This is a genomic window from Bradyrhizobium sp. SMVTL-02, assembly GCF_051853005.1.
Lineage (GTDB): Bacteria > Pseudomonadota > Alphaproteobacteria > Rhizobiales > Xanthobacteraceae > Bradyrhizobium.
On the sequence record NZ_CP182469.1, the window covers coordinates 835357 to 856559 of the forward strand.

20 protein-coding genes and 1 pseudogene are annotated in these 21203 nt (G+C 64.2%); 6 read left to right on the forward strand and 15 right to left on the reverse strand.

Annotated features, from left to right (window positions below; genetic code table 11):
* The first annotated feature begins 71 nt into the window (after window positions 1-71).
* Window positions 72-359, forward strand: a complete 288-nt coding sequence (locus ACNJYB_RS03980) for a hypothetical protein (RefSeq protein WP_439372801.1) — start codon at window positions 72-74, stop codon at window positions 357-359.
* A 15-nt stretch (window positions 360-374) separates the two neighbouring features.
* On the opposite strand, the gene ACNJYB_RS03985 is transcribed toward ACNJYB_RS03980, so the two are convergent.
* From ACNJYB_RS03985 to ACNJYB_RS04020, 8 genes are all read right to left on the reverse strand, one after another.
* Window positions 375-1313, reverse strand: coding sequence for an AEC family transporter (locus ACNJYB_RS03985; protein ID WP_439372802.1), 939 nt, complete (start codon window positions 1311-1313; stop codon window positions 375-377).
* Window positions 1314-1411: 98 nt separating this feature from the next.
* Window positions 1412-1621 carry a hypothetical protein gene (locus ACNJYB_RS03990; RefSeq protein ID WP_439372803.1) on the reverse strand — a complete coding sequence of 70 codons (210 nt, stop codon included), beginning with the start codon at window positions 1619-1621 and terminating at the stop codon, window positions 1412-1414.
* Entirely contained in the window at window positions 1618-1794 is a 177-nt protein-coding gene (locus ACNJYB_RS03995) for a hypothetical protein (RefSeq protein WP_439372804.1), read from the reverse strand. Before ACNJYB_RS03995 ends, ACNJYB_RS03990 begins: the two co-directional genes overlap by 4 nt.
* 368 nt (window positions 1795-2162) lie before the next feature.
* Window positions 2163-3782 carry an ABC transporter ATP-binding protein gene (locus tag ACNJYB_RS04000; RefSeq protein WP_439372805.1) on the reverse strand — a complete coding sequence of 540 codons (1620 nt, stop codon included), beginning with the start codon at window positions 3780-3782 and terminating at the stop codon, window positions 2163-2165.
* A 2-nt stretch (window positions 3783-3784) separates the two neighbouring features.
* Entirely contained in the window at window positions 3785-4624 is an 840-nt protein-coding gene (locus tag ACNJYB_RS04005) for an ABC transporter permease (protein WP_439372806.1), read from the reverse strand.
* Window positions 4621-5592 (reverse strand): ABC transporter permease, encoded by a 972-nt coding sequence (locus ACNJYB_RS04010; RefSeq protein WP_439372807.1) that lies wholly within the window; start codon window positions 5590-5592, stop codon window positions 4621-4623. The genes ACNJYB_RS04005 and ACNJYB_RS04010 overlap by 4 nt, the downstream gene beginning before the upstream one ends.
* A 281-nt stretch (window positions 5593-5873) precedes the next feature.
* Window positions 5874-7424, reverse strand: a complete 1551-nt coding sequence (locus ACNJYB_RS04015; protein WP_439372808.1) for an ABC transporter substrate-binding protein — start codon at window positions 7422-7424, stop codon at window positions 5874-5876.
* Window positions 7425-7631: 207 nt separating this feature from the next.
* Window positions 7632-9182 (reverse strand): winged helix-turn-helix domain-containing protein, encoded by a 1551-nt coding sequence (locus ACNJYB_RS04020; RefSeq protein ID WP_439372809.1) that lies wholly within the window; start codon window positions 9180-9182, stop codon window positions 7632-7634.
* A gap of 133 nt (window positions 9183-9315) precedes the next feature.
* Between ACNJYB_RS04020 and mddA the strand changes: the two genes are divergently transcribed.
* Together mddA and ACNJYB_RS04030 are read left to right on the forward strand one after the other, a co-directional pair.
* Window positions 9316-10104, forward strand: coding sequence for a methanethiol S-methyltransferase (gene mddA, locus ACNJYB_RS04025; RefSeq protein WP_439372810.1), 789 nt, complete (start codon window positions 9316-9318; stop codon window positions 10102-10104).
* Window positions 10105-10191: 87 nt separating this feature from the next.
* Window positions 10192-10614, forward strand: a complete 423-nt coding sequence (locus ACNJYB_RS04030) for a GFA family protein (RefSeq protein WP_439372811.1) — start codon at window positions 10192-10194, stop codon at window positions 10612-10614.
* A gap of 177 nt (window positions 10615-10791) precedes the next feature.
* Here the strand turns inward: ACNJYB_RS04030 and ACNJYB_RS04035 are convergent, their stop codons facing one another.
* Window positions 10792-12351: a winged helix-turn-helix domain-containing tetratricopeptide repeat protein gene (locus ACNJYB_RS04035; protein WP_439372812.1), complete on the reverse strand. Its 1560-nt coding sequence runs from the start codon at window positions 12349-12351 to the stop codon at window positions 10792-10794.
* 599 nt (window positions 12352-12950) lie between these two features.
* Between ACNJYB_RS04035 and ACNJYB_RS04040 the strand changes: the two genes are divergently transcribed.
* The 3 genes and pseudogenes from ACNJYB_RS04040 to ACNJYB_RS04050 all read left to right on the forward strand — a co-directional run bounded on the left by ACNJYB_RS04040 (window position 12951) and on the right by ACNJYB_RS04050 (window position 16603).
* Entirely contained in the window at window positions 12951-14312 is a 1362-nt protein-coding gene (locus ACNJYB_RS04040; protein WP_439372813.1) for a class-II fumarase/aspartase family protein, read from the forward strand.
* A 112-nt stretch (window positions 14313-14424) separates the two neighbouring features.
* Window positions 14425-15681: an aminopeptidase gene (locus ACNJYB_RS04045; protein WP_439372814.1), complete on the forward strand. Its 1257-nt coding sequence runs from the start codon at window positions 14425-14427 to the stop codon at window positions 15679-15681.
* A 467-nt stretch (window positions 15682-16148) separates the two neighbouring features.
* Window positions 16149-16603 (forward strand): annotated as a pseudogene (locus ACNJYB_RS04050) (cupin domain-containing protein).
* A 97-nt stretch (window positions 16604-16700) separates the two neighbouring features.
* Here ACNJYB_RS04050 and ACNJYB_RS04055 read toward each other — a convergent pair.
* From ACNJYB_RS04055 to ACNJYB_RS04080, 6 genes are all read right to left on the reverse strand, one after another.
* Window positions 16701-17753: an amidohydrolase family protein gene (locus ACNJYB_RS04055; RefSeq protein WP_439372815.1), complete on the reverse strand. Its 1053-nt coding sequence runs from the start codon at window positions 17751-17753 to the stop codon at window positions 16701-16703.
* A gap of 280 nt (window positions 17754-18033) precedes the next feature.
* Window positions 18034-18567 (reverse strand): hypothetical protein, encoded by a 534-nt coding sequence (locus ACNJYB_RS04060; protein ID WP_439372816.1) that lies wholly within the window; start codon window positions 18565-18567, stop codon window positions 18034-18036.
* Between the two features lie 75 nt (window positions 18568-18642).
* The gene (locus ACNJYB_RS04065) at window positions 18643-19587 is read right to left on the reverse strand and encodes an EamA family transporter (RefSeq protein ID WP_439372817.1); all 945 of its coding nucleotides are present in this window, start codon (window positions 19585-19587) and stop codon (window positions 18643-18645) included.
* A gap of 71 nt (window positions 19588-19658) precedes the next feature.
* Window positions 19659-20471, reverse strand: a complete 813-nt coding sequence (locus ACNJYB_RS04070) for an MBL fold metallo-hydrolase (RefSeq protein ID WP_439372818.1) — start codon at window positions 20469-20471, stop codon at window positions 19659-19661.
* 71 nt (window positions 20472-20542) lie between these two features.
* On the reverse strand, window positions 20543-20938 hold the full coding sequence (locus tag ACNJYB_RS04075) for a type II toxin-antitoxin system VapC family toxin (protein ID WP_439372819.1): 396 nt from the start codon (window positions 20936-20938) through the stop codon (window positions 20543-20545).
* Window positions 20935-21189, reverse strand: coding sequence for an AbrB/MazE/SpoVT family DNA-binding domain-containing protein (locus ACNJYB_RS04080; protein ID WP_439372820.1), 255 nt, complete (start codon window positions 21187-21189; stop codon window positions 20935-20937). The genes ACNJYB_RS04075 and ACNJYB_RS04080 overlap by 4 nt, the downstream gene beginning before the upstream one ends.
* Window positions 21190-21203: the final 14 nt, after the last annotated feature.

The following is a 21203-nucleotide window of genomic DNA, read 5'->3' on the forward strand; positions in this document are numbered from 1 at the left end:
GAGAGGCCTATGGAAATTGTCCGACGGATGATGAGATGATCGAAGGGGCGCCCAAACAAGGAGGATCAGCCATGGCAAGCATGAAGCTGGCCGTTGCCGCACTCATTACTGCCGGAATGCTGGCTGCGCCCTTCGCGGCCGAAGCCAAGAAGGCCCGCTCGAGCAGGCAATATTCCAACACAACTGTGGTGGGCCCAACCTATGGCGGTGCCGGCGCGCCAATTGCGCAGCCCAGGGCGGCTTACGGCTCGTCGGGACAGACGGTCGGCACGGTGACGGCGCCGTCGATCGGAACGTATAATTGGCCGTCGGTCGGCGTGACCAACTCGGTTCCGACCTGGAGCAACACCACGAGATAAGCGCGCCCGTGCGGGTCAGCGCGTCCCGGTCGCGAGACCGGAGAGCAGGTACAGCGCGACCAGCAATGTCGCGACCGACAGCACCGTCGTGACCGAGACCGTGGCCGCGACCAGCTTCTCCTCGACCTTGTGCTCGTGCGCCAGCACGTACACTGTCTTCGCCGTCGGCACGGCGGCGCATATCACGGCGGCGACGGTGTCGAGCGCGTTGAGGCCGATGATCACACAAAGTCCGTAGACGATCAGCGGCATGATCACGAGCTTCACGGCCGCGAGCGCGAACGACGCCTTCAGGCTGGACCGCAGGCCTGCGACCGACAGGCCGAGCCCGATGGCAAACAACGCGCAGGGCGTCAGCGCGGCGGCGATCATGTTGAGATAGGCTGCGACCGGGGCCGCAATCGGCAGGCCCGTGATCGCCCAGACGAGACCGACAAGGGTCGACAGCACCATCGGATTGAGCAGGATCTGCCTGGCGAGGCCCGCCGACTGCCCAGCCGACCCGCGCGCGTCCCTCTCCAGAAGGATGACCGTGATCGGAAACATCACGGCGGCCACGAATACCGTCGCCACCGCAGCAGGCAGCACGGCGGGCTGGCCGTAGATCGCGTGCAGGATCGGCAGCGCCACGAAGCCGGTATTGGTCATCGCCGCGGCCATGCCATGGATCGTGCTGCTGGCGAGATCATGCTTTCCGCCGGCGCGGACCGCTACGAAGACCAGCGCGAAGCAGACGAGCGAGCCGCCGCCGAAGGCGAGCAGAAAACGCCATTCCAGCAGATTGCGCGCCGGCTCCTGCGCGATCGTGACGATCAGCAGCGCCGGCATCGCCACGTTGTAGGCGAAGTGCACCAGCGCGTCGGCCAGTGTGCGGGAGAGATAGCCAAGCTCGCCGGCGAGCCACCCGGTGACGATGATCGCGAAAACGGGAAGAACGAGGCTCGCGACTTCCATCCGGCTTCCCCCTTGCTGCCAATGGCCGCCACGAGAGGTTACTCCGGCGATGAACTGTCGTCACTGCCTTGCGTGATGGAGGTCGCGGGCCGCCGGCCCTAGATGCCCCGTCCGGTCTGCTGGCCGATCACGCAGCGCCAGGCCGCCAGGCGCTCGGCCGGATGCTGGTTCATCCATTCGGCGAGCTGCGGCGCGCCCATCAGGCAGGACTGCACCGAGACCTGGGCAAAGTCCGAAGTGGTGACGATCTGCTCGTGGCAGCTGGTGGGAGAGGCGAGGCTGCAGAGCACGGCAATGATCTTGATCACGACAAATTACCCCCGTCGCGGCCGATGAACGCGCGCCCTGTCGCGGCCTTGTCCTGAGCCTCGTTGGCCGGATCGTCCGGCGGGAAGATGCTGTCGTAGATGGCGCGCGCCTCCGCGATGAGGCGTGCTCGCTCGCGCTCGGACTTTGAGACAAATCGAATAACTTCGCCCATGTTGGCTCCGAATAGTGTGTGTCAGTCCGTCATGATATGACGTAGATCATTCAATTCCCATCTAAGGTGCCGTCTTCGGCGTTGAAGCGGCGCAGCCGGTCACGACGGATAAAAAGCGCGTGACCGCGTCTGACAATGCCCAACGTCCCGTTGTGTCTCATGCGCTGGGTCGTTGATCTGTTCACCACATCACGTTCATCGTGCGGCTTCAGTCCGCGGGCGAACGAATGCTGGTGTCAGTTTACCCCTTGCCGCATCGGCAAGGGCGGTCTCACGAGAGCAAATGCTGCTCGACCGAATATGTTTCTTCTCCTGCAGCGTGCAAGTTTTTGGAACCATCACGAAGGTGATGAACACGACCGGCCGCCTTACGCCGCCGGCGCGCGCTCCTTCCGTCCCGGCACGGCCGCCAGCAGCTCACGCGTATAGGCATGCTCGGGCGCGGCGAAAAGCTGCGCGGTCGGCTTCAGCTCGACGATGGCACCACGCTGCATCACCGCGATGCGATCGCAGATCTGCGCCGCGACGCGTAAGTCGTGGGTGATGAACAGCATCGACAGGCCGAGGCGGGCCTTGAGATCTTCGAGCAGCTTCAAGACCTGGGCCTGCACGGAGACGTCGAGCGCGGAGACGGCTTCATCGGCGACGATGATCTCGGGCTCGAGCGCGAGCGCGCGGGCAATGCCGATGCGCTGGCGCTGGCCGCCGGAGAATTCGTGCGGATAGCGTTCGAGTGCGCCGGCATCCAGGCCCACCATCTTCAGGAGATCGCGGGCGCGCTCGAACGCCACCTTCGGATCGGTACCGGCCGCGATCGGACCGTCGGCGATGATCTGGCCGATCTTGCGCCGCGGATTGAGCGAGGCGAACGGATCCTGGAAGATCATCTGGATGCGATGGCGCTCGGCGCGCAGCGCTTTGCCCGAGAGTGAGGTGAGATCGGTGTCGCCGATCCGCACCGTGCCGCGGTCGGCCTCGATCAGCCGCATCACGAGGCGCGCCACCGACGACTTGCCCGAGCCGGACTCGCCGACAAGGCCGAGCGTCTCGCCCTTGAGGATGTTGAAATTGACCGCGCACGCGGCATCGACGCGGCGGTCCTCGCGGAACCAGCCGCCCGACGTGACGTAGGTCTTGTCCAGCCCGATCACTTCGACGGCCCGGGCCCGGTCGTCGAGCGGCGTGCGCGCCGGCGGGTCCATCGACGGCACGGCGGCGAGCAGCACCTTGGTGTAGTCGTGCTGCGGGTCGCTGAAGACGGTGGCGGCGGAGCCTTCCTCGACGACCTTGCCCTGGCGGAGCACCACGACCTGGTCGGCGATATCGGCGACCACGCCGAAATCGTGGGTGATGAACATCACCGCCATGTTGCGGTTGCGCTGCAGGTTGCGGATCAGTTTCAGGATCTGCGCCTGCGTCGTGACGTCGAGCGCGGTGGTCGGCTCGTCCGCGACCAGCACCGCCGGCTCGAGCGCGAGCGCCATCGCGATCATGGCGCGCTGGCGCTGGCCGCCGGAGAGCTGGTGCGGATAGGCGCGCACGATGCGCTCGGGGTCGGGCAGGCCAACCTCGCGCGCCAGCGACAACGCCTTCGCGCGGCGTTCCTTCGGCGTCAGCAGACCGTGCGCCTCGAACATCTCCGCCATCTGGTCGCCGATCCGCATCAACGGATTGAGCGCGGTCATCGGCTCCTGGAAGATCATCGCAAGCCTGCGGCCGCGCAAATCGCGCCAGCCGTCGTCGTCGAGCTTGAGCAGGTCACTTCCCTCGAACTGGATCTCGCCGGAGGCGACCGACACTGTGTCCGGCAACAGGCCCATCAGCGCATGCGCGCACATCGACTTGCCGGAGCCGGATTCGCCGACGACGCAGACGATCTTGCCGGGCCGCAGGTCCAGCGAGACGCCGTCGACGGCGAAGGGACGTTCGGCGCCCTTGGGCAGCGCGATCCGCAAGTTTCTGATCGAGACGGCGGGCGGCGCGGTCATCGTCAGCGGCCCTCGCGCGACAGACGCGGATTGAGCGCATCGTTAAGGCCTTCGCCGATCAGGTTCAGCCCCAGCACGGAGATCAGGATGGCGACGCCGGGAAATACGGTGATCCACCAGGCCTGGCGGATCACGGTGCGGCCGGCGCCGACCATGTAGCCCCATGAGATCAGGTTGGGATCGCCGAGGCCGAGGAACGCCAACGAGGATTCCAAGAGGATCGCGGTCGCCACCATCAGCGAGGCCAGCACGATCACCGGCGACAGCGCGTTGGGCAGGATTTCGCGCAGGATGATCCAGCTGTGCGACTGCCCGGTCACGACGGCCGCCTGGACATATTCGCGCGTGCGCAGCGACAGCACCTCGCCGCGCACGAGGCGGGCGACGGGCGGCCAGCTCACCACCGCGATCGAGACCACGATCGAATAGATCGAGGGCTGCAGGATCGCGACCAGCACGATGGCGAGCGCGAAGCTCGGAATGGTCTGGAAGAACTCGGTGAAGCGCATCAAGGCGTCGTCGACCTTGCCGCCGAAATAGCCGGCCATGGCGCCGATGGGAACGCCGACGAGCAACGCGACCAGGGTCGAGACGAGACCGACCAGCAGCGAGACGCGGGCGCCGAAGATCATGCCGGCGAACACGTCGCGGCCGAGCGCATCGGTGCCGAGCGGCACGGTCGAGAGCGTGAAGGGCGGCAGGAACGGCCGCTGCACCATGCGCCAGGGCGAGTTCGGGAACAGCATCGGTCCGAACACGGCGACCGAGATCGCAAGCAGGAGGATGATGAGCCCGATGACGCCGCTGGGGCTCTTCAGCATCGATCTCCAGAACTGTTTCATGTGGCGTATTCGATGCGCGGATCGACCAGGCGATAGACGAGGTCGGTGATGAGGTTGAAGATCAGGACCATGGCCGAGCAGATCACGAAGACGCCGAGCAGCAGGTTGTAGTCACGCTGCAGCAGCGCGTCGTACATCAGCCGCCCGATGCCGGGCCAGGCGAACACGGTCTCGGTGATGACGGCGCCGCCGATCAGCGTGCCGGAATGTACGCCGGCGAGCGTCACGACCGGCAGCAATGCGTTGCGCAGCACGTGGCGGCGCTGGATCACGGCGTCGGAGAGGCCCTTGGCGCGCGCCGTCTTGACGAAGTCGAGCCGCTTCACCTCCAGCATCGAGGCGCGCGTCATGCGGGTGTATGTCGCCATGAAGAACAGGCCGAGCGTCATCGCCGGCATGATCAGGTGTTTTGCGACGTCGACCGCATGGGCAAGGCCGGTGAGGTTGGCGCCGACGGTCTCGTAGCCGAAGCTCGGCAGCCAATCCATGGTGACGGAGAACAACAGGATGCTCATCAACGCCACCCAGAAGATCGGCATGGCGTAGAAGATCAGCGCGAATACGGTGATGGCCGTGTCGAGGAACGTTCCGGCAAAGCGCGCGGCGAAGGTGCCGAACAGGACGCCGAGCGTCAGCGAGATCGCGAAGGCGGTCAGCGTCAGCAGCAACGTCGCGGGCAGCCGCTCGCCGATCAGCCTGGCGACCGGCGCCTGCTGGCGGAAGGAGAAGCCGAGGTCGAGGGTGGCGACCCCCTTGACGTAAATGAAGAGCTGCTCGGGCAGCGGCTTGTCGAGGCCGAACTTCTCCCGGAGCTGCTTGACGAAGACCTGGTCGCTGGCGCCGGCCTCGCCCGCCATCACGATCGCGGGATCGCCGGGCGCAAGCCGGATCAGGAAGAAATTTAGGACGACGATCGCGAGCAGGACGATCACGCCCTTCACGACACGCTGAGCGACGAAGGAGAGCATCTAGCCACGTATGCCGGTTGGTCGAGGCGGTCTCGCCGCAAGGAACACCTCTCCCCGTCGGGGAGAGGTCGCGCCGAAGGCGCGGGTGAGGGGGATCAGGTCCCACGAGAGAGCGCAACCCCTCACCCGCATCGCATCTGGGGATGCGATCCGACCTCTCCCTCCGGGAGAGGTGGGCACCGCCGATGCCTGAGTGTCTCGATACGATTTCATCGTGGATCAGTTCGTACCCTGGAACGACACCGCGGCAGGAAATTTACCGCGGTTTCGCATGCAGCCCCTCACTTGTCGAGCCATGCGTCCTTGAAGCCGTCATTGACCCCGATTCCCGTGGTGATCAGGTTCTTGACCTTGCAGCGCATGATGGTCGGGAATTGCAGCTCCAGCATCCAGGCCACCGGCACGTCCTCGACCAGGATCTTCTGTGCCTTGTCGTAGATCTCCTTGCGCTTGGAGTCCGGTGTGGCAACTGCGCCGTCGGCGAACAGCTTGTCGATCTCCGGGTTGGAGTAGCCCTCGACGTTGTTGAAGACCTGCCCTTTGGCGATGTTGCTGGAGATGTAGTTGCGGCCGACGCCGAGCGCGGGATCGCCATACTGGTAGAGATAGGTGAAGGCGATGTCGTAGTCCCAGTCGGCGATCTTCTGGTTGCCGCCGGCAACGTCGGTGGCGATGGTCTCGATGTTCATGCCGACGTCCTGGAGGTTCTGCTTCACCGCTTCACCCCAGCGCTGCCAGGTCTCGCCATAGGCGAGCGGCAGCAGGCGGATCTTCTCGCCCTTGTAGCCGGCTTCCTTCAGCAAGGCCTTGGCCTTGGCCGGATCATACGGATATTTCTTCACATCGTCCGTGTAGTATTTGATGGCCGAGGACGAAGGGCCGGTCGCCACCTTGCCGAGCCCGTTCCAGATCACGTCCTTGGCGAAATCGCGGTCGATCGCGTACATGATTGCCTGCCGCACCCGCTTGTCGGCGAGCGGACCCTGGCGGTTATTCAGCCACAGCCAGGCGAGCGGCGAGAAGAACTCCCAGCCGGCGCCCGTCACGCAGGTGTCTTTCAACTTGGACAGGCGCGGCACGTCGAAATTCTCGACCGAGCCGCCCGGCAGCACGTCGACCTTGCCGGTCTCATACGCCACCGAGCGCGCGGCCGCGTCGGGGATGATCTGCCAGTAGATCTCGTCGAGATAGGGCTTGCCCTTTTCGTGGTAGTTCGGGTTCTTGACCAGGCGGATGAACGAGCCCTTCTGCCACTCCTTGAACATGAAGGGGCCGGTGCCGATGGGCGCGTTGTTGTAGGGGTTGGTCTTCCAGTCGGTGCCTTCGTAGAGATGCTTTGGCACCATCGGCATCGAGCCGACCTCGAAAATGCCGAGGAACGGGCCGAACGGCTGCTTCAGCGTGAACACCACCGTATAGTCGTCCGGCGTCTCGATCTTGTCGACCTGCGCCAGATTGGTGCGGGCACGCGCATGCGTCTGCTTCAGCATCTCCATCGAGAACAGCACGTCGGCGGCGGTGAAGGGCTTGCCGTCATGCCAGGTCACGCCCTTCTTGAGCTTGAAGCTGTAGGTCTTGGCGTCCTCGCTGACGCTCCAGCTTTCGGCGAGCTCCGGCAGCGGCTCGAGCTTCGGGCTGTAGCGCAGCAGCCCCTCGAAGATGTTGCCCGAGACCATCTGGACCGGGCCGTTCTGCACCATCGCCAGCATCAGGCCGGGCGGCTCGGGCTGGATCACGGCATTGATCACGCCCCCCGGTTTCGGCTCTTGCGCCAGCGCCGGGGCCGTGAGGCCGCAAGCGAGGAGGAGACAAAGCAACACGCGTTTTGGCATATCGTATCTTTCTCAAGCGCGGCCAGCCGTAAACGCTTCGCGACGTCCTCGCGCGCAAAGCGACGGCCGGCCCATCCCAGTCCCCATCCGATATCGAGGCTCACACAGTCTCGTTCGGCGCCGCAAGATGAAAGTCTCGACAGGGTTCGCACAAAAAATGTACAGCGCGTCCTGTTTTCCCTTGCCTCCAGGGGAGGGTAAGAACTGTCACCGCAATCCCGCGCGCCGGAATCCCTCCAGATAGTGCTCGCGATCGGCTTCACTGGCCCATGGCAGTTGCGTCGCGATCCAGTGCAGCGAGATGCCCGGCTGGGTGCGGCGGAGCTCGCCGAGTGCCATCTCCGCTAGCGCGCTGTCGCCGGTCATGCCGGCCGAAACGGCGAGAACGCGGTAAGCGCCGGTAAGGTCGCCGCGGTGGCGAATCGCCTCGCGCGCGAGCGCGATGGCTTCGTCATACTGCCGCTCGGTGAAGCGCGCATAGCCGGCGATGCCGTGATAGATCGCCAGCGACGGATCGCGCGGCGAGAGCCGGATCGCTGTGTGCGCCGCCGCAAACGCCTCTTTCGACCGTCCGACATAGGACAGTGCCAGCGCGTGGTAGCCTTGCGCCAGCGAGAAGTTCGGGTTGAGCGCCAGGGCCTGCTCGAACTCGGACAACGCGTCGGCGAGCCGGCGTGTCGAGAAGTAGACGCTGCCGAGCGCGGCATGCGCCCAGGCATCTTCGTGGTCGCAGCGCACCGCTTTGAGCGCGGCGGCTTCCGCCGCCGGAGCAACCACGGCCAGCTCAGCCCAGCCAAGATGCACGCCGAACATCTCATTCACGGCCAGCACTGACAGCGCCTGGCCATAATTCGGATCGATGGCGATCGCGCGCTCGAGCAGCGCCCTCGCGGCATCGTGATCCTGCCTGGTCACGCGCCAATAATGCGACAGAGCCCGCATCAACAGGTCCCACGCGTCCAGGCTTGCGGGCGGCTTGCGATGGCTGCGAAAATTCTCCGCGGCGTGGATGTGAGGCTCGATCGCTGCGACGATGGCGTTGGTGATCTCGTCCTGCACGGCGAAGACGTCGACGAGCTCGCGATCATAGCGCTCGGCCCAGAGATGGCTGCCTGACGTGGCGTCGTTGAGCTGCGCGGTGATGCGCACGCGGTTGTCCGCCTTGCGCACGCTGCCCTCGACGATGTAGCGGACGCCGAGTTCCTCGGCGATCTGCCTGATGTGGACGGCGCGACCCTTGTAGGTGAAGGATGAATTGCGGGCGATCACCATGAACCACCGCTGCTTCGACAGCGCCGTGAGGATGTCCTCGCTGATTCCGTCGCCGAAATAGTCCTGTGCGGGATCGCCGCTCATGTTCTCGAAGGCGAGCACCGCGATTCCCGGGCGGTCCGTCACGGCGCGCGGCCGGGCCATGGCAGGTTCAACGGGCACTGGCGCGGCCGGCACGTCTTCCCGGACATCGCCGACGAAACGAAAGCCCTTGCGCGGAATGGTCTTGATCAGCCGCTGGGTCGCGCCGTCGTCGCCCAGCGCCTTGCGCGCAGCATTGATGCGGCTGTTCAGGGCGGAATCGGAGACGATCCGGTCGCTCCAGATCTGGCTGATCAGGTCATCCTTGCTGACCACACGGGCGCGCTCGGCAACGAGGTAAAGCAGGAGATCGAACACCTGCGGCTGCAACGGAACGGCCACTCCGGCGCAGGTGAGCTCCCGCAGATCGCTGTCCAGCACGTTGTTTTCAAAGCAAAATCGCACGTTTCTGTCGTCTCAAGCAAAAATCAAAGTCGTCTCAGGCGAAAATCAACCCCCCGCGAAAGCCGGAGGACGTCCGATCCGGCATGGTGCGAAGACCAAACAGTGCCGATGCCTCGGCACAACGGAGCGTTCTATGACCCAACTTGATCACCAGGTTCATTTCATCGGCCCGGAGGTTGCGGGCTCGCGCGTTTTCAGGTTCATCGCCTTTCTGTACGGAATTGCGGCATATCTCGTCTTTTTCGTCACCGTGCTCTACGCCATCGGTTTCGTCATGGGGGTGATGGTACCGAAGACCATCGACACCGGAGCCGAATCGCCCGTCGTTCGCGCGGTCATCATCAATCTGCTGCTGATGTCGCTATTTGCGGTTCAACATAGCGTGATGGCGCGTCAACAGTTCAAGGCGTGGTGGACGCAGTTCGTCCCCCAGCCGGTCGAGCGCTCGACCTATGTGTTGTTCGCGAGCCTGTCATTGCTGCTCCTGTTCTGGCAGTGGCGCCCGCTGCCCACGATCATATGGCAGGTCGAGAACCCGGATCTTGCCGTGACGGTGGTCACGTTGTCCTTCGCGGGCTGGGTGCTGGTGTTCACCTCGACCTTCATCATCAACCATTTCGAGTTGTTCGGCCTGTCTCAGGTGACCGATCATCTCGTCGGCAGGGAAGCCGCGCCGCCGCGCTTCAAGACGCCGCTGCTCTACAAGTTCGTCCGTCATCCGATCTATCTCGGTTTCATCATCGCGTTCTGGGCGGCGCCGGTCATGACTGTGGGCCATCTGCTGTTCGCGGCCGTGACCACGCTCTACATCTTCGTCGGCATCGCGCTGGAGGAGCGCGACCTCGTCGATCTCTTCGGCGACGAGTACCGGCAGTACAAACAACGGGTGTCGATGCTTATTCCCTGGCGCAGATCGGTATAGTCTCTGCCTCGCGCCACGCGTCCACCGAAAGGAGGACGCGTGGCGCCCCGACACGCGATATCGATCCCTCATCATGGAGACGACCAAATGAAACATGTCGGAAACTGCTTCTGCGGCGCGGTCACGGTCGAGGTCACGGGCGCGCCGGAGGCGATGGGCTATTGCCATTGCCGCTCCTGCCGGTCCTGGTCCGGCGGACCGGTGAACGCCTTCAGCCTGTGGAAGCCCGAAGCCGTGCGCATCACCGAGGGCGACCAGCATGTCGAGACCTTCGCCAAGACGCCGCTCAGCCAGCGCAAATTTTGCCGGAAGTGCGGCGGCCATCTGATGACCAATCACCCGCCGCTCGGCCTCGTCGACGTCTTCACCGCCACCATTCCCACGCTCGCATTCACGCCCGGCGTCCACGTCAATTACGCCGAGACCGTGCTGCCGATGCGCGACGGCCTGCCCAAGCTGAAGGATTTCCCGGCCGAGTTCGGCGGCAGTGGCGAGATGATGCAGGAGTAGAGACGCGCTTTCTTCCTTCTCCCCTTGCGGGAGAAGGTGGCGCGAAGCACCGGATGAGGGGTTCCCTCCACTCATCGGACTATTCGTGAGGAGGGAGACCCCTCACCCGGCTTCGATGCTTCGCATCGAATCCACCCTCTCCCGCAAGGGGAGAGGGTGCACTGCCGCTGTGGCTCGCTACTTCATCCCCGCGCGCCGCAATCCTTCCAGGTAATGCGCGCGGTCCTCTTCCCGCAGCATCGGCAGCTCGCGCGTGATCCAGGCCAGCGATATGCCGGGCTGGGTGCGGCGCAGGCCTTCCAGTGCGGACGCCGCGAGCCCGGGATCTCCCGACATGCCGGCGGCGGCGGTCAGCACGCGATGGGCCCCGACGAAATCGGCGCGCTGCCGCATCGATTCCCGCGCCATCTGCATGGACTGCTCGTAGTTACGGCCGATGAACTGGGCATAGGCGGCGACGCCGCAATAGATCCCCGCGAGCGGATCGCGCGGGCTCAGCCGCAGCGCGCGGCGCGCGGCGGCATCGCCGTCCTGCCATCGCCCCGCGTAGCACAGCGTCACACCGTAGAAGGCGTGCGCCATCGCGCAGTTCGGATTGAGCCGCAAGGCCAGCTCGAACTCGGCCAGCGCGTCGTCGAAGCGGCGGCGGAACAGGTAGGTGTAGGCGAGGCCGAGATGGGCAAAGGCGTCCTCGCGATCGGCCTCCACCGCCGCAAGCGCGGCGCGTTCGGCGACCGGCACGGTCGCAGCCATGTCGGCCCAGCCCATGTGTGCGCCGAAGATGTGGCTGGTTGCCAGCAGGCCAAGCGCCTTGCCGTAGGCCGGGTCGATCGCGATGGCCTTCGCGAGCAGCCCTTGCGCCGTCGCATTGTCCTCGCGGGTGATGCGCCAGTAATGCGACAGGCCGCGCATCAGGAGGCCCCAGGCATCGAGGCTGCCCGGCGGCTTCTGCTGGGCGCGAAAGCTCTCGGCGGCATAGAGCTGCGGCTCGATCGCGGCGACGATCGCCTCGGTGATCTCGTCCTGCACGGCGAAGATGTCGGCAAGCTCGCGGTCGTAGCGTTCGGCCCAGAGATGGCTGCCGGTCGAGACGTCGTTGAGCTGGGCCGAGACGCGCAGGCGGTCGCCGCTCCGTCGCACGCTGCCTTCGACCACGTAGCGCACGCCGAGCTCGCGCGCGACCTCGTGGATGTGCACGGCGCGGCCCTTGTAGACGAAGGAGGAGTTGCGCGCGATGACGAAGAACCAGCGCAGCTTCGACAAGGCGGTGATGATGTCCTCGCTGATGCCGTCGGAGAAATAATCCTGCTCGCGGTCGCCGCTCATGTTGGTGAAGGGCAGCACGGCGATGGCGGGCCGGTCGGGCAGCGCGAGCACGGCCTGCGGCGACGGGGTGAGGCGACCGAGCTCCGGCGGAACCTTGCCAAGCTGTGTCTGCACGTCACCGACGAAGCGAAATCCCTTGCGCGCGATGGTACGGATCAGCGCCTGGTTCGCTCCATTGTCGCCGATCGCCTTGCGGGCCGCGTTGATCCGGCTGGTCAGGGTGGATTCGGAGACGCTGCGCCCGTGCCAGATCTTGTCGATCAGCTCATCCTTGCTGACCACCCGGTCGCGATTTTCCATGAGATGGACGACGAGATCGAAGACCTGCGGTTCCACGGCAACGGGAACCTGCTCGCGGCTCAGCTCGCGCAGGTCGGTGTCGAGGAGATGATCGCGGAATAGAAACTGCACGTCGAGACTCAGATCCCACAGCGATATCGGCAACAAAAAAATCAAAATCCTTGAAGTCTGTGAGTCCGCCGAACGGTCTTTCCGGTTCACCACGATCGCGTGATGGCAGCCATGCGATTTTCGAAGAGGGATGCAACTCGAATGAGAATCTGGCTGCTTTGGTGATTGTCGCGGGCGCTCTCATTGATGGAGGGCCTGTCGTAGTCAGGGATGAGGAAGTGACATCCGGGACCGATCGTTGCGCAACTCCCGGATGTCACTTCCGCCTTCGCTCGTTGCGCTACGGGGGACAAGGCGTTCATCCGGGCTACAAGACTCCGGGATCAGAAGTACGCTGAATGGAGGTTTGGCCAGGAGCATGACTCGCGAAGTCGTCATTGCGAGCGCAGCGAAGCAATCCAGAATTCTTCCACGGAGGCAGTCGGAATTGCTTCGTCGCAACAGCTCCTCGCAATGACGGTGCTGGGACAGCGCGGCATCGTGCCGGCTAACGCCCGAGCGACGCCGAGAACATGTGACGAACTGCGAATGTCCATTGCCGAACATCGCGACCTGCGTAAGCTACCCCCACACAGAACAACAGCCACGAAGAAACGGCCATGCCCGCCTTTCACGCCTCGACCACCGTGCTCGATTCCATGCTGTTCCGCGACGCCTTCGGCACGCCGGAGATGCGCGAGGTGTTTTCCGATGTCGCGCTGGTCGGCCGTTATGCCGAGGTCGAGGTGGCACTCGCAAAGGCCGAGGCCGCGTGCGGCGTGATCCCGCGGGACGCTGCCGATCAGATCGCGGCGAGGACCGACGTCGCCGCCCTCGACTTCGATCTGCTCAGGCAGGAGACCGACATCGTCGGCTATCCGATCCTTCCTTTGGTGCATCAGATGGTGAGGCAATGCGGTGAGGCCGGCCGCTACGTGCATTGGGGCGCGACTACGCAGGACATCATGGACACCGCCGTGGTGCTGCAACTGCGTGCGGCGCTCGGGATCGTCGAGCGCGAGATCGCCGAACTGCGCAACATCCTGGCAGGCCTCTCGAAGCGCTATCGCGACACGCCGATGGCGGGTCGCACCCATCTGCAGCAGGCGCTGCCGGTGACCTTCGGCTACAAGACCGCGATCTGGCTCGCGATGTTCGACCGCCATGCCGAGCGTCTGGCGCAGTTGAAGCCGCGCGTCCTGGTCGGACAGTTCGCCGGCGCGGCCGGCACGCTGGCCTCGCTCGGCGACAAGGGTTTTGCGGTGCAGGAGGCGCTCTGCGCCGAGCTGAAGCTCGGCGTTCCCGCTTCGACCTGGCACGTCGCGCGCGACGGCTTCGCCGAGGCGGTCAATTTCCTGGCGCTCGTCACCGGCTCGCTCGGCAAGATCGCGCTCGACATCATGATCATGGCCTCGACCGAGTTCGCCGAGGTCTACGAGCCCTTCGTCAAGGGCCGCGGCGCCTCCTCGACCATGCCGCAGAAGCGCAACCCGATCTCCTCTGAGCTGATGCTTGCGGCGTCCAAGGCGGTGCGCCAGCACGCCGGCCTGATGCTGGACGCCATGGTGCAGGATTTCGAGCGCGCCACCGGTCCCTGGCACGCCGAATGGATCGCGATCCCGGAAAGCTTCGTGCTGACCGCCGGCGCGCTGCACCAGGCCAGGTTCGCGCTCGCAGGCCTCATCGTGGATGAAAGGAAGATGAACGACAATCTCGCCGTCAGCCGCGGCCTGATCGTGGCCGAAGCGGTCATGATGGGGCTTGCGCCGCAGATCGGGCGGCAGGAGGCGCATGAGGTGGTCTATGATGCCTGCCGCGAGGCCAACCACAGGGGGATCAGCCTTGCCGATGCGCTGTCCGCAGATTCCCGGATATCGAGCCGCATCGACCGTGCCACAATCGAGGCGCTCACCTCACCGAAAAATTACCTCGGGCTTGCGCCCGCCATGGTCGACCGGGTGCTGCGATCCTCAACGCGTTGAAAACCAAGATGCGTGAAACACGTATCTTTCCCGTCTCGCAAGGCGCTCGCATACTTGTGTCTCACGATGCTAGACTTAGATTGAACGAGAGACTTTCGGCAGAGGACCCGGCATGACCGATCAACGCATCACCGCCACTCCCATCGATCCCGCAAAACTCGACCGGCTGGCCGAGGTGGCGGTGAAGGTGGGCCTGGGCTTGCGGCCGGGACAGGATCTGCTCCTGACGGCGCCGGCGATCGCGCTGCCGCTGGTGCGGCGGATCGCTGTGCATGCCTACAAGGCCGGCGCCGGCATCGTCACGCCGATCTTGTCGGACGAGGAGATGACGCTGGCGCGTTACCGCCATGGCCACGACAACAGTTTCGATCGCGCCGCCGGCTGGCTCTACGAGGGCATGGCCAAGGCATTCTCCGACAACACCGCGCGGCTTGCCATCGTCGGCGACAATCCGATGCTGCTGTCGGGCGAGGATCCTTCCAAGGTCGCACGCGCCAGCAAGGCCAACTCGATGGCCTATCAGCCGGCGCTGGAAAAGATCGTCAATTTCGACACCAACTGGAACATCATCGCCTATCCGAGCCCGTCCTGGGCCAGGCAGGTCTTCCCCGGTGATCCCGAGGACGTCGCCGTCGGCAAGCTCGCCGACGCGATCTTCGCTGCGTCCCGCGTCGACCGCGAGGACGCGATCGGCAATTGGGCGAGCCACAACGCCGTGCTGCGCGAGCGCACCAACTGGCTCAACGGCCAACGCTTTCGCGCCTTGCAGTACTCCGGGCCAGGGACCGACCTCACCATCGGGCTTGCCGACGGCCATGAATGGGAAGGCGGCGCGTCGCTGTCCAAGAACGGCATCAGCTGCAACGCCAACATCCCGACCGAAGAGGTCTTCACCACGCCGCATTGCCGCCGCGTCTACGGCCACGTCGTGAGCTCGAAGCCACTGTCCTACCAGGGCACGCTGATCGACAACATCGCGGTGCGTTTCGAGGACGGCAAGATCGTCGACGCCAAGGCCTCGCGCGGTGCGGAGGTGCTCAACAAGGTGCTCGACACCGACGAGGGCGCGCGCCGGCTCGGCGAGGTTGCGCTGGTACCGCATTCCTCGCCGATCTCGCAGAGTGGATTGTTGTTCTACAACACGCTGTTCGACGAGAACGCCGCCTCGCACATCGCGCTCGGCCAGTGCTACTCCAAGTGCTTCGTCAATGGCGCCCAGCTCACGCCGCAGCAGATCGCCGCGCAAGGCGGCAACCAGAGCCTGATCCATATCGATTGGATGATCGGCTCGGCCGAGACCGACATCGACGGCATTCTCGCCGACGGCAGCAAGGTCCCGGTGTTCCGCAAGGGCGAGTGGGCGAAGTAAGGCGATTCACCTCCCCCCGTCGGGCAGCATATGGAAGCAGCTACCCTGCGGCCCTCCTTCGAGACGCCCGCTTTGGGCGGGCTCCTCAGGATGAGGCCGGAGTGTGTGACAGTCGCTTCAGCGGCCACCGATGTCGATTAGCCCTCATCCTTGAGGAGACCGGGGAGCGGTCGTCTCGAAGGACCAGGCGCGCGCACAGGCCGTCCTCACGCCGCCGCGTTGCACAGCATCGGGTGGTTGTCGATGCCGAGGGTCGCGCACTTTGTCGCACCTCGGGAAAGTTGGGTTCATGTGCGCGGAATCACAGCGAAATCGTGACGTTAACCGTCTCGTTCCTGCAACTTGCAGCTGATTTTCGGACCCCGCGTAAGAAAGAATTAAAAACCGGCTACTAGCGTTCCCAACATCTTTTCGAAACGATCCGGGCCGGGGCCCGGCCATACATATTGATATCCCTGGGGAAGCGGATGACGCGCGCATTGATTGAAATCGGTAGTAGCAATGTGGAGCTCGAGCTGCGGCCGATCGAGCCGTCCTGGATCATCGAAGGCAATCCGGTGTCACGCTCGCGCGTGCTGTCGACCAGCGCCGACGGCACCGCCCAGACGATCATCTGGTCCTGCACCGAAGGGCGCTTCAACTGGTACTACGACATCGACGAGACGATCATGATCATGGAAGGATCGATCGTGCTCGAAAGCGACGGCATGCCGCCGAAGCGCTACGGTCCTGGCGACGTCATCTTCTTCCGCGACGGCGCGCATGCGAAATGGCATGTCGAAGGCCACGTCAGGAAGATCGCCTTCTGCCGCAAGTCCAATCCGGTGATGATCGGCTTCCTGATCCGCGTCGTCAACAAGCTCAAGAAGATGTTCGCCTTCGGGACGAGCGCCGTCCGGCGTCGTTGATGGGCGCCGGCTAGTCAGCTTTCGAATTTCAAGGACGCTTCCCAGCGGCCACGACGAAGAGGGGTCGGGATCAACATCCCGGCCCCTCTTCTCGTCAGGGTGCAGATCCTGTCACGACGGCAATTCGAGCCGGTAAAAGTCGGTCGCGGTCTGCGAGAACAGTGCCGTCTTCTCGGCGTCGCTCAAAGGCGCGGCGATGCGCTTGAAGGCATTGAAGATCACCTGGTAGCTGCACTGGCCCTTGTCCGGCGGAAAATTGCTCTCGAACATCGCGCGCTTCACGCCGAACGCCTCGATGCAGGTCTCGACATAGGGCCGCCATGCCGCGGCAAGCTCTTCGGATGTCGGTGGCTTCTCGCGCAGATGGAAGTCGTAGCCGAGCAGGCACATCGCAAGGCCTCCCAGCTTCACCACCACGTTTTCGCATTTTGCGATCTCCCGGATCGAGGCGCGCCATTGCGGGAACACCTCCTCGCGCCGTCCGGCAAAGCGGCCGACGCCCGCCGGCCCGCCGCAATGGTCGAGCACGATCCTGGTGTCGGGGAAGGCGCGTGCCAGCTCGGTCAGCTCGCCGATCTGCGGATGAAACAGCCAGGCATCGAAGCTGAGGTTCAGGGGAGCCAGGCAGGCAAAGCCCGTGCGAAAGGCCGGGTCCTGCAACAGCCCTCTCGGCCGGTTGGCATACATGCCGGCGACGACGGGGTCTTCGTCCCAGGCGGAGGAATGCCGGATGCCGCGGAAGCGGCCGTTGCCGGCGGCGATCTCGGCCTCCAGCACCGGTTTTGCGGCGTCCCCCAGCAGCAGATTGGCATGGCTGACGATGCCGGCACAGATCGCGGCCTTGCCGTAACCACCGCTCGCACTCATCGCCGCGACGCCATTGGCGAACTCGACCTCGCCGACGGGCCGGAACGCCTCAGGCCCATGCGCCCGATACATCGAGCGGCAGTCGACATAGACGGTGGCGATGACGTTGTGGCCGGAGGCGATGTCGGCTGCCATCTCCTCGATCAGATAGCGATGTCCGCGATTCCAGAGATGGTGGTGAGGATCGACGATCGGCCGCAAGGGGTCGATGATCTCTTCCTGATGCAGCGCGAGCCAGTCCTCGCGCGGCTCGACGAATAGCCCGCTCGTGTTGGCGGGCATACCGCTTGCAGCCATCGGCGTTCACTCCCTTTGTATCTTGTGGCGGAAGCCTAGCAGTTCGTCCTTGCCTGCAGCAGCGCGCTTTGCTCAGAGCACCATGGCAGCAGCGGAGGAGGTGCGCGGAGTGCGCGGCGGCAATTTCAACGGGGACAATGCTGCTTGGCCTCATCCGGAGGAGACCGCGAAGCGGTCGTCTCGAAGAGCGAGGCGCTTGCTCCGGCCGTGACCAGGAAGCCATCTGCGATAGCTCTGCCCGCAAGCGGGAGAGGTTGCAGCGAGTTCGCAGCCCGACGATTCAACCAAATCCATTTGCCTTGCGCCGTTTCGCCCTCACGTCGACCACAAGCCGCCAATCGGTTGCGGTCGCTGGCTTGACCTCGCCGAGCCAGTGGAAGGAATCGTCAGTGATCTCCGTAAAGCTCCAGCGCGTCTGGTCGCCCGCGTCGGTCGTGCCTTCCTGCACGATGTCACCGCCGCGCGGACGGCCGATCTGCTGGCGGAATACGCTGCGACCCGGATCGAACCAGGAAATCCGCCACGCGGATATGGCGGGATCATAGACCCGCAGCGTCGTGCCGTACCAATTTCCGGCGATCGGAAAGGCGGGTGTGCCCGCAGGCCGGGGAATGATCCAAACATCCTGAACGGCGCGGCCCTCCAACACCCAGCCGAAATGGATTTCGCCCGGCGCGGTATGTTTCGTCGCGTCGGGTCCGTGGGCGGTGATCTCGGCCTCCCAGTCGCCGACGAAGCGGCCGTAAAGCTGGAGCGCATCGGCGTGCTCCGGGTTCGGTCCATCGGCGTGTAACAGTCGCGCAAAGTCCGTCATGGCAATCTCCTGTCATGCCGAGATCAGCACGGCCGGATCGCGGAGGACTTGGAGAAAATTGCCGTCGGCCATTCGTCAGGTCCTGCGCGGGGATAGACGCGCCATGCTCCTGTCGGTCCTCTCGTTAGTCCGGCTCCTCCCCGCACGTTCCGCCCACCAAATGACGATGACGGAGACAATGACGAAGCTGGCACCGAGCAGCATCATGCGTGAGAACGGCTCGCCGAGCACGACAGTTCCGAGCAGCACCGCGATCACCGGGTTGACGAACGTGTAGGTCGATACCAGCGAGGTCGAGACGTTCTCCAACAGCCAGTTGTAGGCGGCGAATCCGGTCACGCTGCCAGCGATGATCAGCCATAGCACCGCTGCAAGCGAAATCGGCGAGACGTTGCCCGGCCTGAAGTCTTCGACCTCGCCCGTCAGCCAGCTGATCGCGAACAAGACGATGCCGCCGATCGACAGCTGCATGCCCGACAGCAGGATCGCGGACGTCTCGCTCGACATGCGTCGCGACAGGACGGTCCCGACCGACCATGAGAAGGCCGCAAGCAGCAGCCAGACGACGGGAAGAATGCTGATGCCGGCCTGCTCGACATTCTGCCATGCCACGAGGCCGACGCCGAAGAAACCTGGCACCAACGCGAGCAGGGCGAGGGGCCTGGGCCGCTGATCGCCGGGGAACAAGGTATCGATCAGCAGGATCCAGAACGGGATCGTGGCGAGCACGATGGCTGCCACGCCCGATGGCACCGATTGCTGCGCGTGGGCAAGCACGCCATGGCAGCCGACGAAGAAGAGCAGCCCGCACAAACACGCCGCCGCCCATGTCTGCGCCGACACGTTCGCGACCTGCCGGCCGGTCATCGCCAGCAGCACGATGCCGCCACAGAAGGAGCGCAGCGCCATCAACAGAAAGGGCGGAATCGATTTCAGGCCCAGCGTGATGGCAAAGTAGGTGGAACCCCACAGCAAATAGATGGCGGCGAATGCGCCGATGACCAGGAACCTTCTGCTCATGGATTGCTCCGACCGAAGACGACCTCGAAGCAACCAAGTCGGAGGAGGTTGATGCGTTCCGGCGTCGCGCCTCAGACGCCGTCGAGGATGATGACCGTCGGCTTGGTCGGCAGCGTATCGCGCGAGATCCGGAACGAGCGATCGATGCGCTGATCGATTTCGAACTGCTGGCCGATCCGGCGCATGAAGTCGTCGAGCGGAGTGGCGAAGCGGTGCATCGGCAGCACCACGGAGGAGCGCAGGCGTCTGGTGATTTCGGAGACGCCGTCGAGCGACATGGTGTAGGTGCCGTCGATCGGCACCATCACGATGTCGAGCCGGCCGATCTGGGCGAAATGGCTGTCGTCGAGCTTGTGGTGGAGGTGGCCGAGATGGCCGATGCAGAGGCCGGCGACCTCGAAAATGAAGATCGAGTTGCCGTCGCGGATCATGTCTGTGCCGGCATCGTCGCCGAAATAGCGGCGGATATCGGTGGTGACGTTGCGGATGAAGGCGTCACCGATGCGCTGGGAGACAATGGCCGGCTTGCCGTCCTCGCCCCAGCCATGCAGCACATGGGGGATGCGCTTGTCCGGAAACAAGGAGTAGTGCGTGCTGTGCGCCCGGTTCATGGTGACGACGTCGGGCAACCGCCCTACCTGATAGGCGCCGCTATAGTCGGTTGCGATGCGCAAGCCGCCGGGTGTGTCGATGAAATAGGTGGAATGGCCGGCATAGGTGATCTCGACTTCGGGCACGGCCGCCGCCTGCCGGAAGGCGACCGGCGTGACCCGCGGCGCGGCGTTGGCCATCGCCAGGCATTCGCTGCGCTGGGGCTGCTCGGCGAGGGCAGGCGAGAGGAGCAAGCCGAAGAAGGCAAAGATCGTTCGGACCAGTCGAGGCATAACGCGATCATCCGTTGCGCATTCGGCGATCCGAAGAGTGTATTGTCTAATTTGGGCGACGTCATGCGCCGCTACGGCAGCCGCGCCAATCCGCCGCTTGCCTCGACCAGCTTCACGGCCTTCTCATCGAATGAAACGAAGGTCTCGGCTCCAAGCCAGTTACCCTCGTGGGCGATGACACCATCGGCGAAATCACCCCCGGCATCGAGGAACGCCAATCCGGCCTCGGCCGCGGGCCGGTCAACAACCGTATTGGAGGCGTCGATCAAGCGGCGGATCGAAGCCGCTATATTGGCCCCCGAAGTCTTGTAGCCTCGAGAGAGAACCCAGGTCAGCTCGCACAAGGCGGGTATCGAAATGGCTATGAGATCTGCCTTCTTGAGAAGCGCTTCGGCCACCTTGCTCTGTTCAGCATGATCTCCGACCAGAACCCGCACCAGCACATTGGTATCGGGTGTTATCTTCATCGCTTACCGGCCCAGCCGTCAGCGATGACTTCGTTCATTTCGTCAATCGACAGCGATCGATCGTTCGTTTTTCCTTTCAGGAAACCGAAGGCATCCGAGATCTTTCCGGTGGGGCGAGCGGCCTTTACCTCGACTCGTCCGCCAGGAAGTTTCTCTATTGAGATCTTGTCGCCCGGGTGTACGCCAAGATGTTCCAGGAGATCCTTCCGAAGCGTAACCTGCCCCTTTGCCGTGACAGTGAGCGTACCCATTGGAGCCTCGATCC

Excerpts from the sequence above, each read along its gene's own strand:
- ACNJYB_RS03980 (WP_439372801.1), top strand. The coding sequence starts at position 72 with ATGGCAAGCATGAAGCTGGCCGTTGCCGCACTCATTACTGCCGGAATG.
- ACNJYB_RS03985 (WP_439372802.1), bottom strand. The coding sequence starts at position 1,313 with ATGGAAGTCGCGAGCCTCGTTCTTCCCGTTTTCGCGATCATCGTCACC.
- ACNJYB_RS03995 (WP_439372804.1), bottom strand. The coding sequence starts at position 1,794 with ATGGGCGAAGTTATTCGATTTGTCTCAAAGTCCGAGCGCGAGCGAGCA.
- ACNJYB_RS04000 (WP_439372805.1), bottom strand. The coding sequence starts at position 3,782 with ATGACCGCGCCGCCCGCCGTCTCGATCAGAAACTTGCGGATCGCGCTG.
- ACNJYB_RS04005 (WP_439372806.1), bottom strand. The coding sequence starts at position 4,624 with ATGAAACAGTTCTGGAGATCGATGCTGAAGAGCCCCAGCGGCGTCATC.
- ACNJYB_RS04010 (WP_439372807.1), bottom strand. The coding sequence starts at position 5,592 with ATGCTCTCCTTCGTCGCTCAGCGTGTCGTGAAGGGCGTGATCGTCCTG.
- ACNJYB_RS04015 (WP_439372808.1), bottom strand. The coding sequence starts at position 7,424 with ATGCCAAAACGCGTGTTGCTTTGTCTCCTCCTCGCTTGCGGCCTCACG.
- mddA (WP_439372810.1), top strand. The coding sequence starts at position 9,316 with ATGACCCAACTTGATCACCAGGTTCATTTCATCGGCCCGGAGGTTGCG.
- ACNJYB_RS04030 (WP_439372811.1), top strand. The coding sequence starts at position 10,192 with ATGAAACATGTCGGAAACTGCTTCTGCGGCGCGGTCACGGTCGAGGTC.
- ACNJYB_RS04040 (WP_439372813.1), top strand. The coding sequence starts at position 12,951 with ATGCCCGCCTTTCACGCCTCGACCACCGTGCTCGATTCCATGCTGTTC.
- ACNJYB_RS04045 (WP_439372814.1), top strand. The coding sequence starts at position 14,425 with ATGACCGATCAACGCATCACCGCCACTCCCATCGATCCCGCAAAACTC.
- ACNJYB_RS04055 (WP_439372815.1), bottom strand. The coding sequence starts at position 17,753 with ATGGCTGCAAGCGGTATGCCCGCCAACACGAGCGGGCTATTCGTCGAG.
- ACNJYB_RS04060 (WP_439372816.1), bottom strand. The coding sequence starts at position 18,567 with ATGACGGACTTTGCGCGACTGTTACACGCCGATGGACCGAACCCGGAG.
- ACNJYB_RS04065 (WP_439372817.1), bottom strand. The coding sequence starts at position 19,587 with ATGAGCAGAAGGTTCCTGGTCATCGGCGCATTCGCCGCCATCTATTTG.
- ACNJYB_RS04070 (WP_439372818.1), bottom strand. The coding sequence starts at position 20,471 with ATGCCTCGACTGGTCCGAACGATCTTTGCCTTCTTCGGCTTGCTCCTC.
- ACNJYB_RS04075 (WP_439372819.1), bottom strand. The coding sequence starts at position 20,938 with ATGAAGATAACACCCGATACCAATGTGCTGGTGCGGGTTCTGGTCGGA.
- ACNJYB_RS04080 (WP_439372820.1), bottom strand. The coding sequence starts at position 21,189 with ATGGGTACGCTCACTGTCACGGCAAAGGGGCAGGTTACGCTTCGGAAG.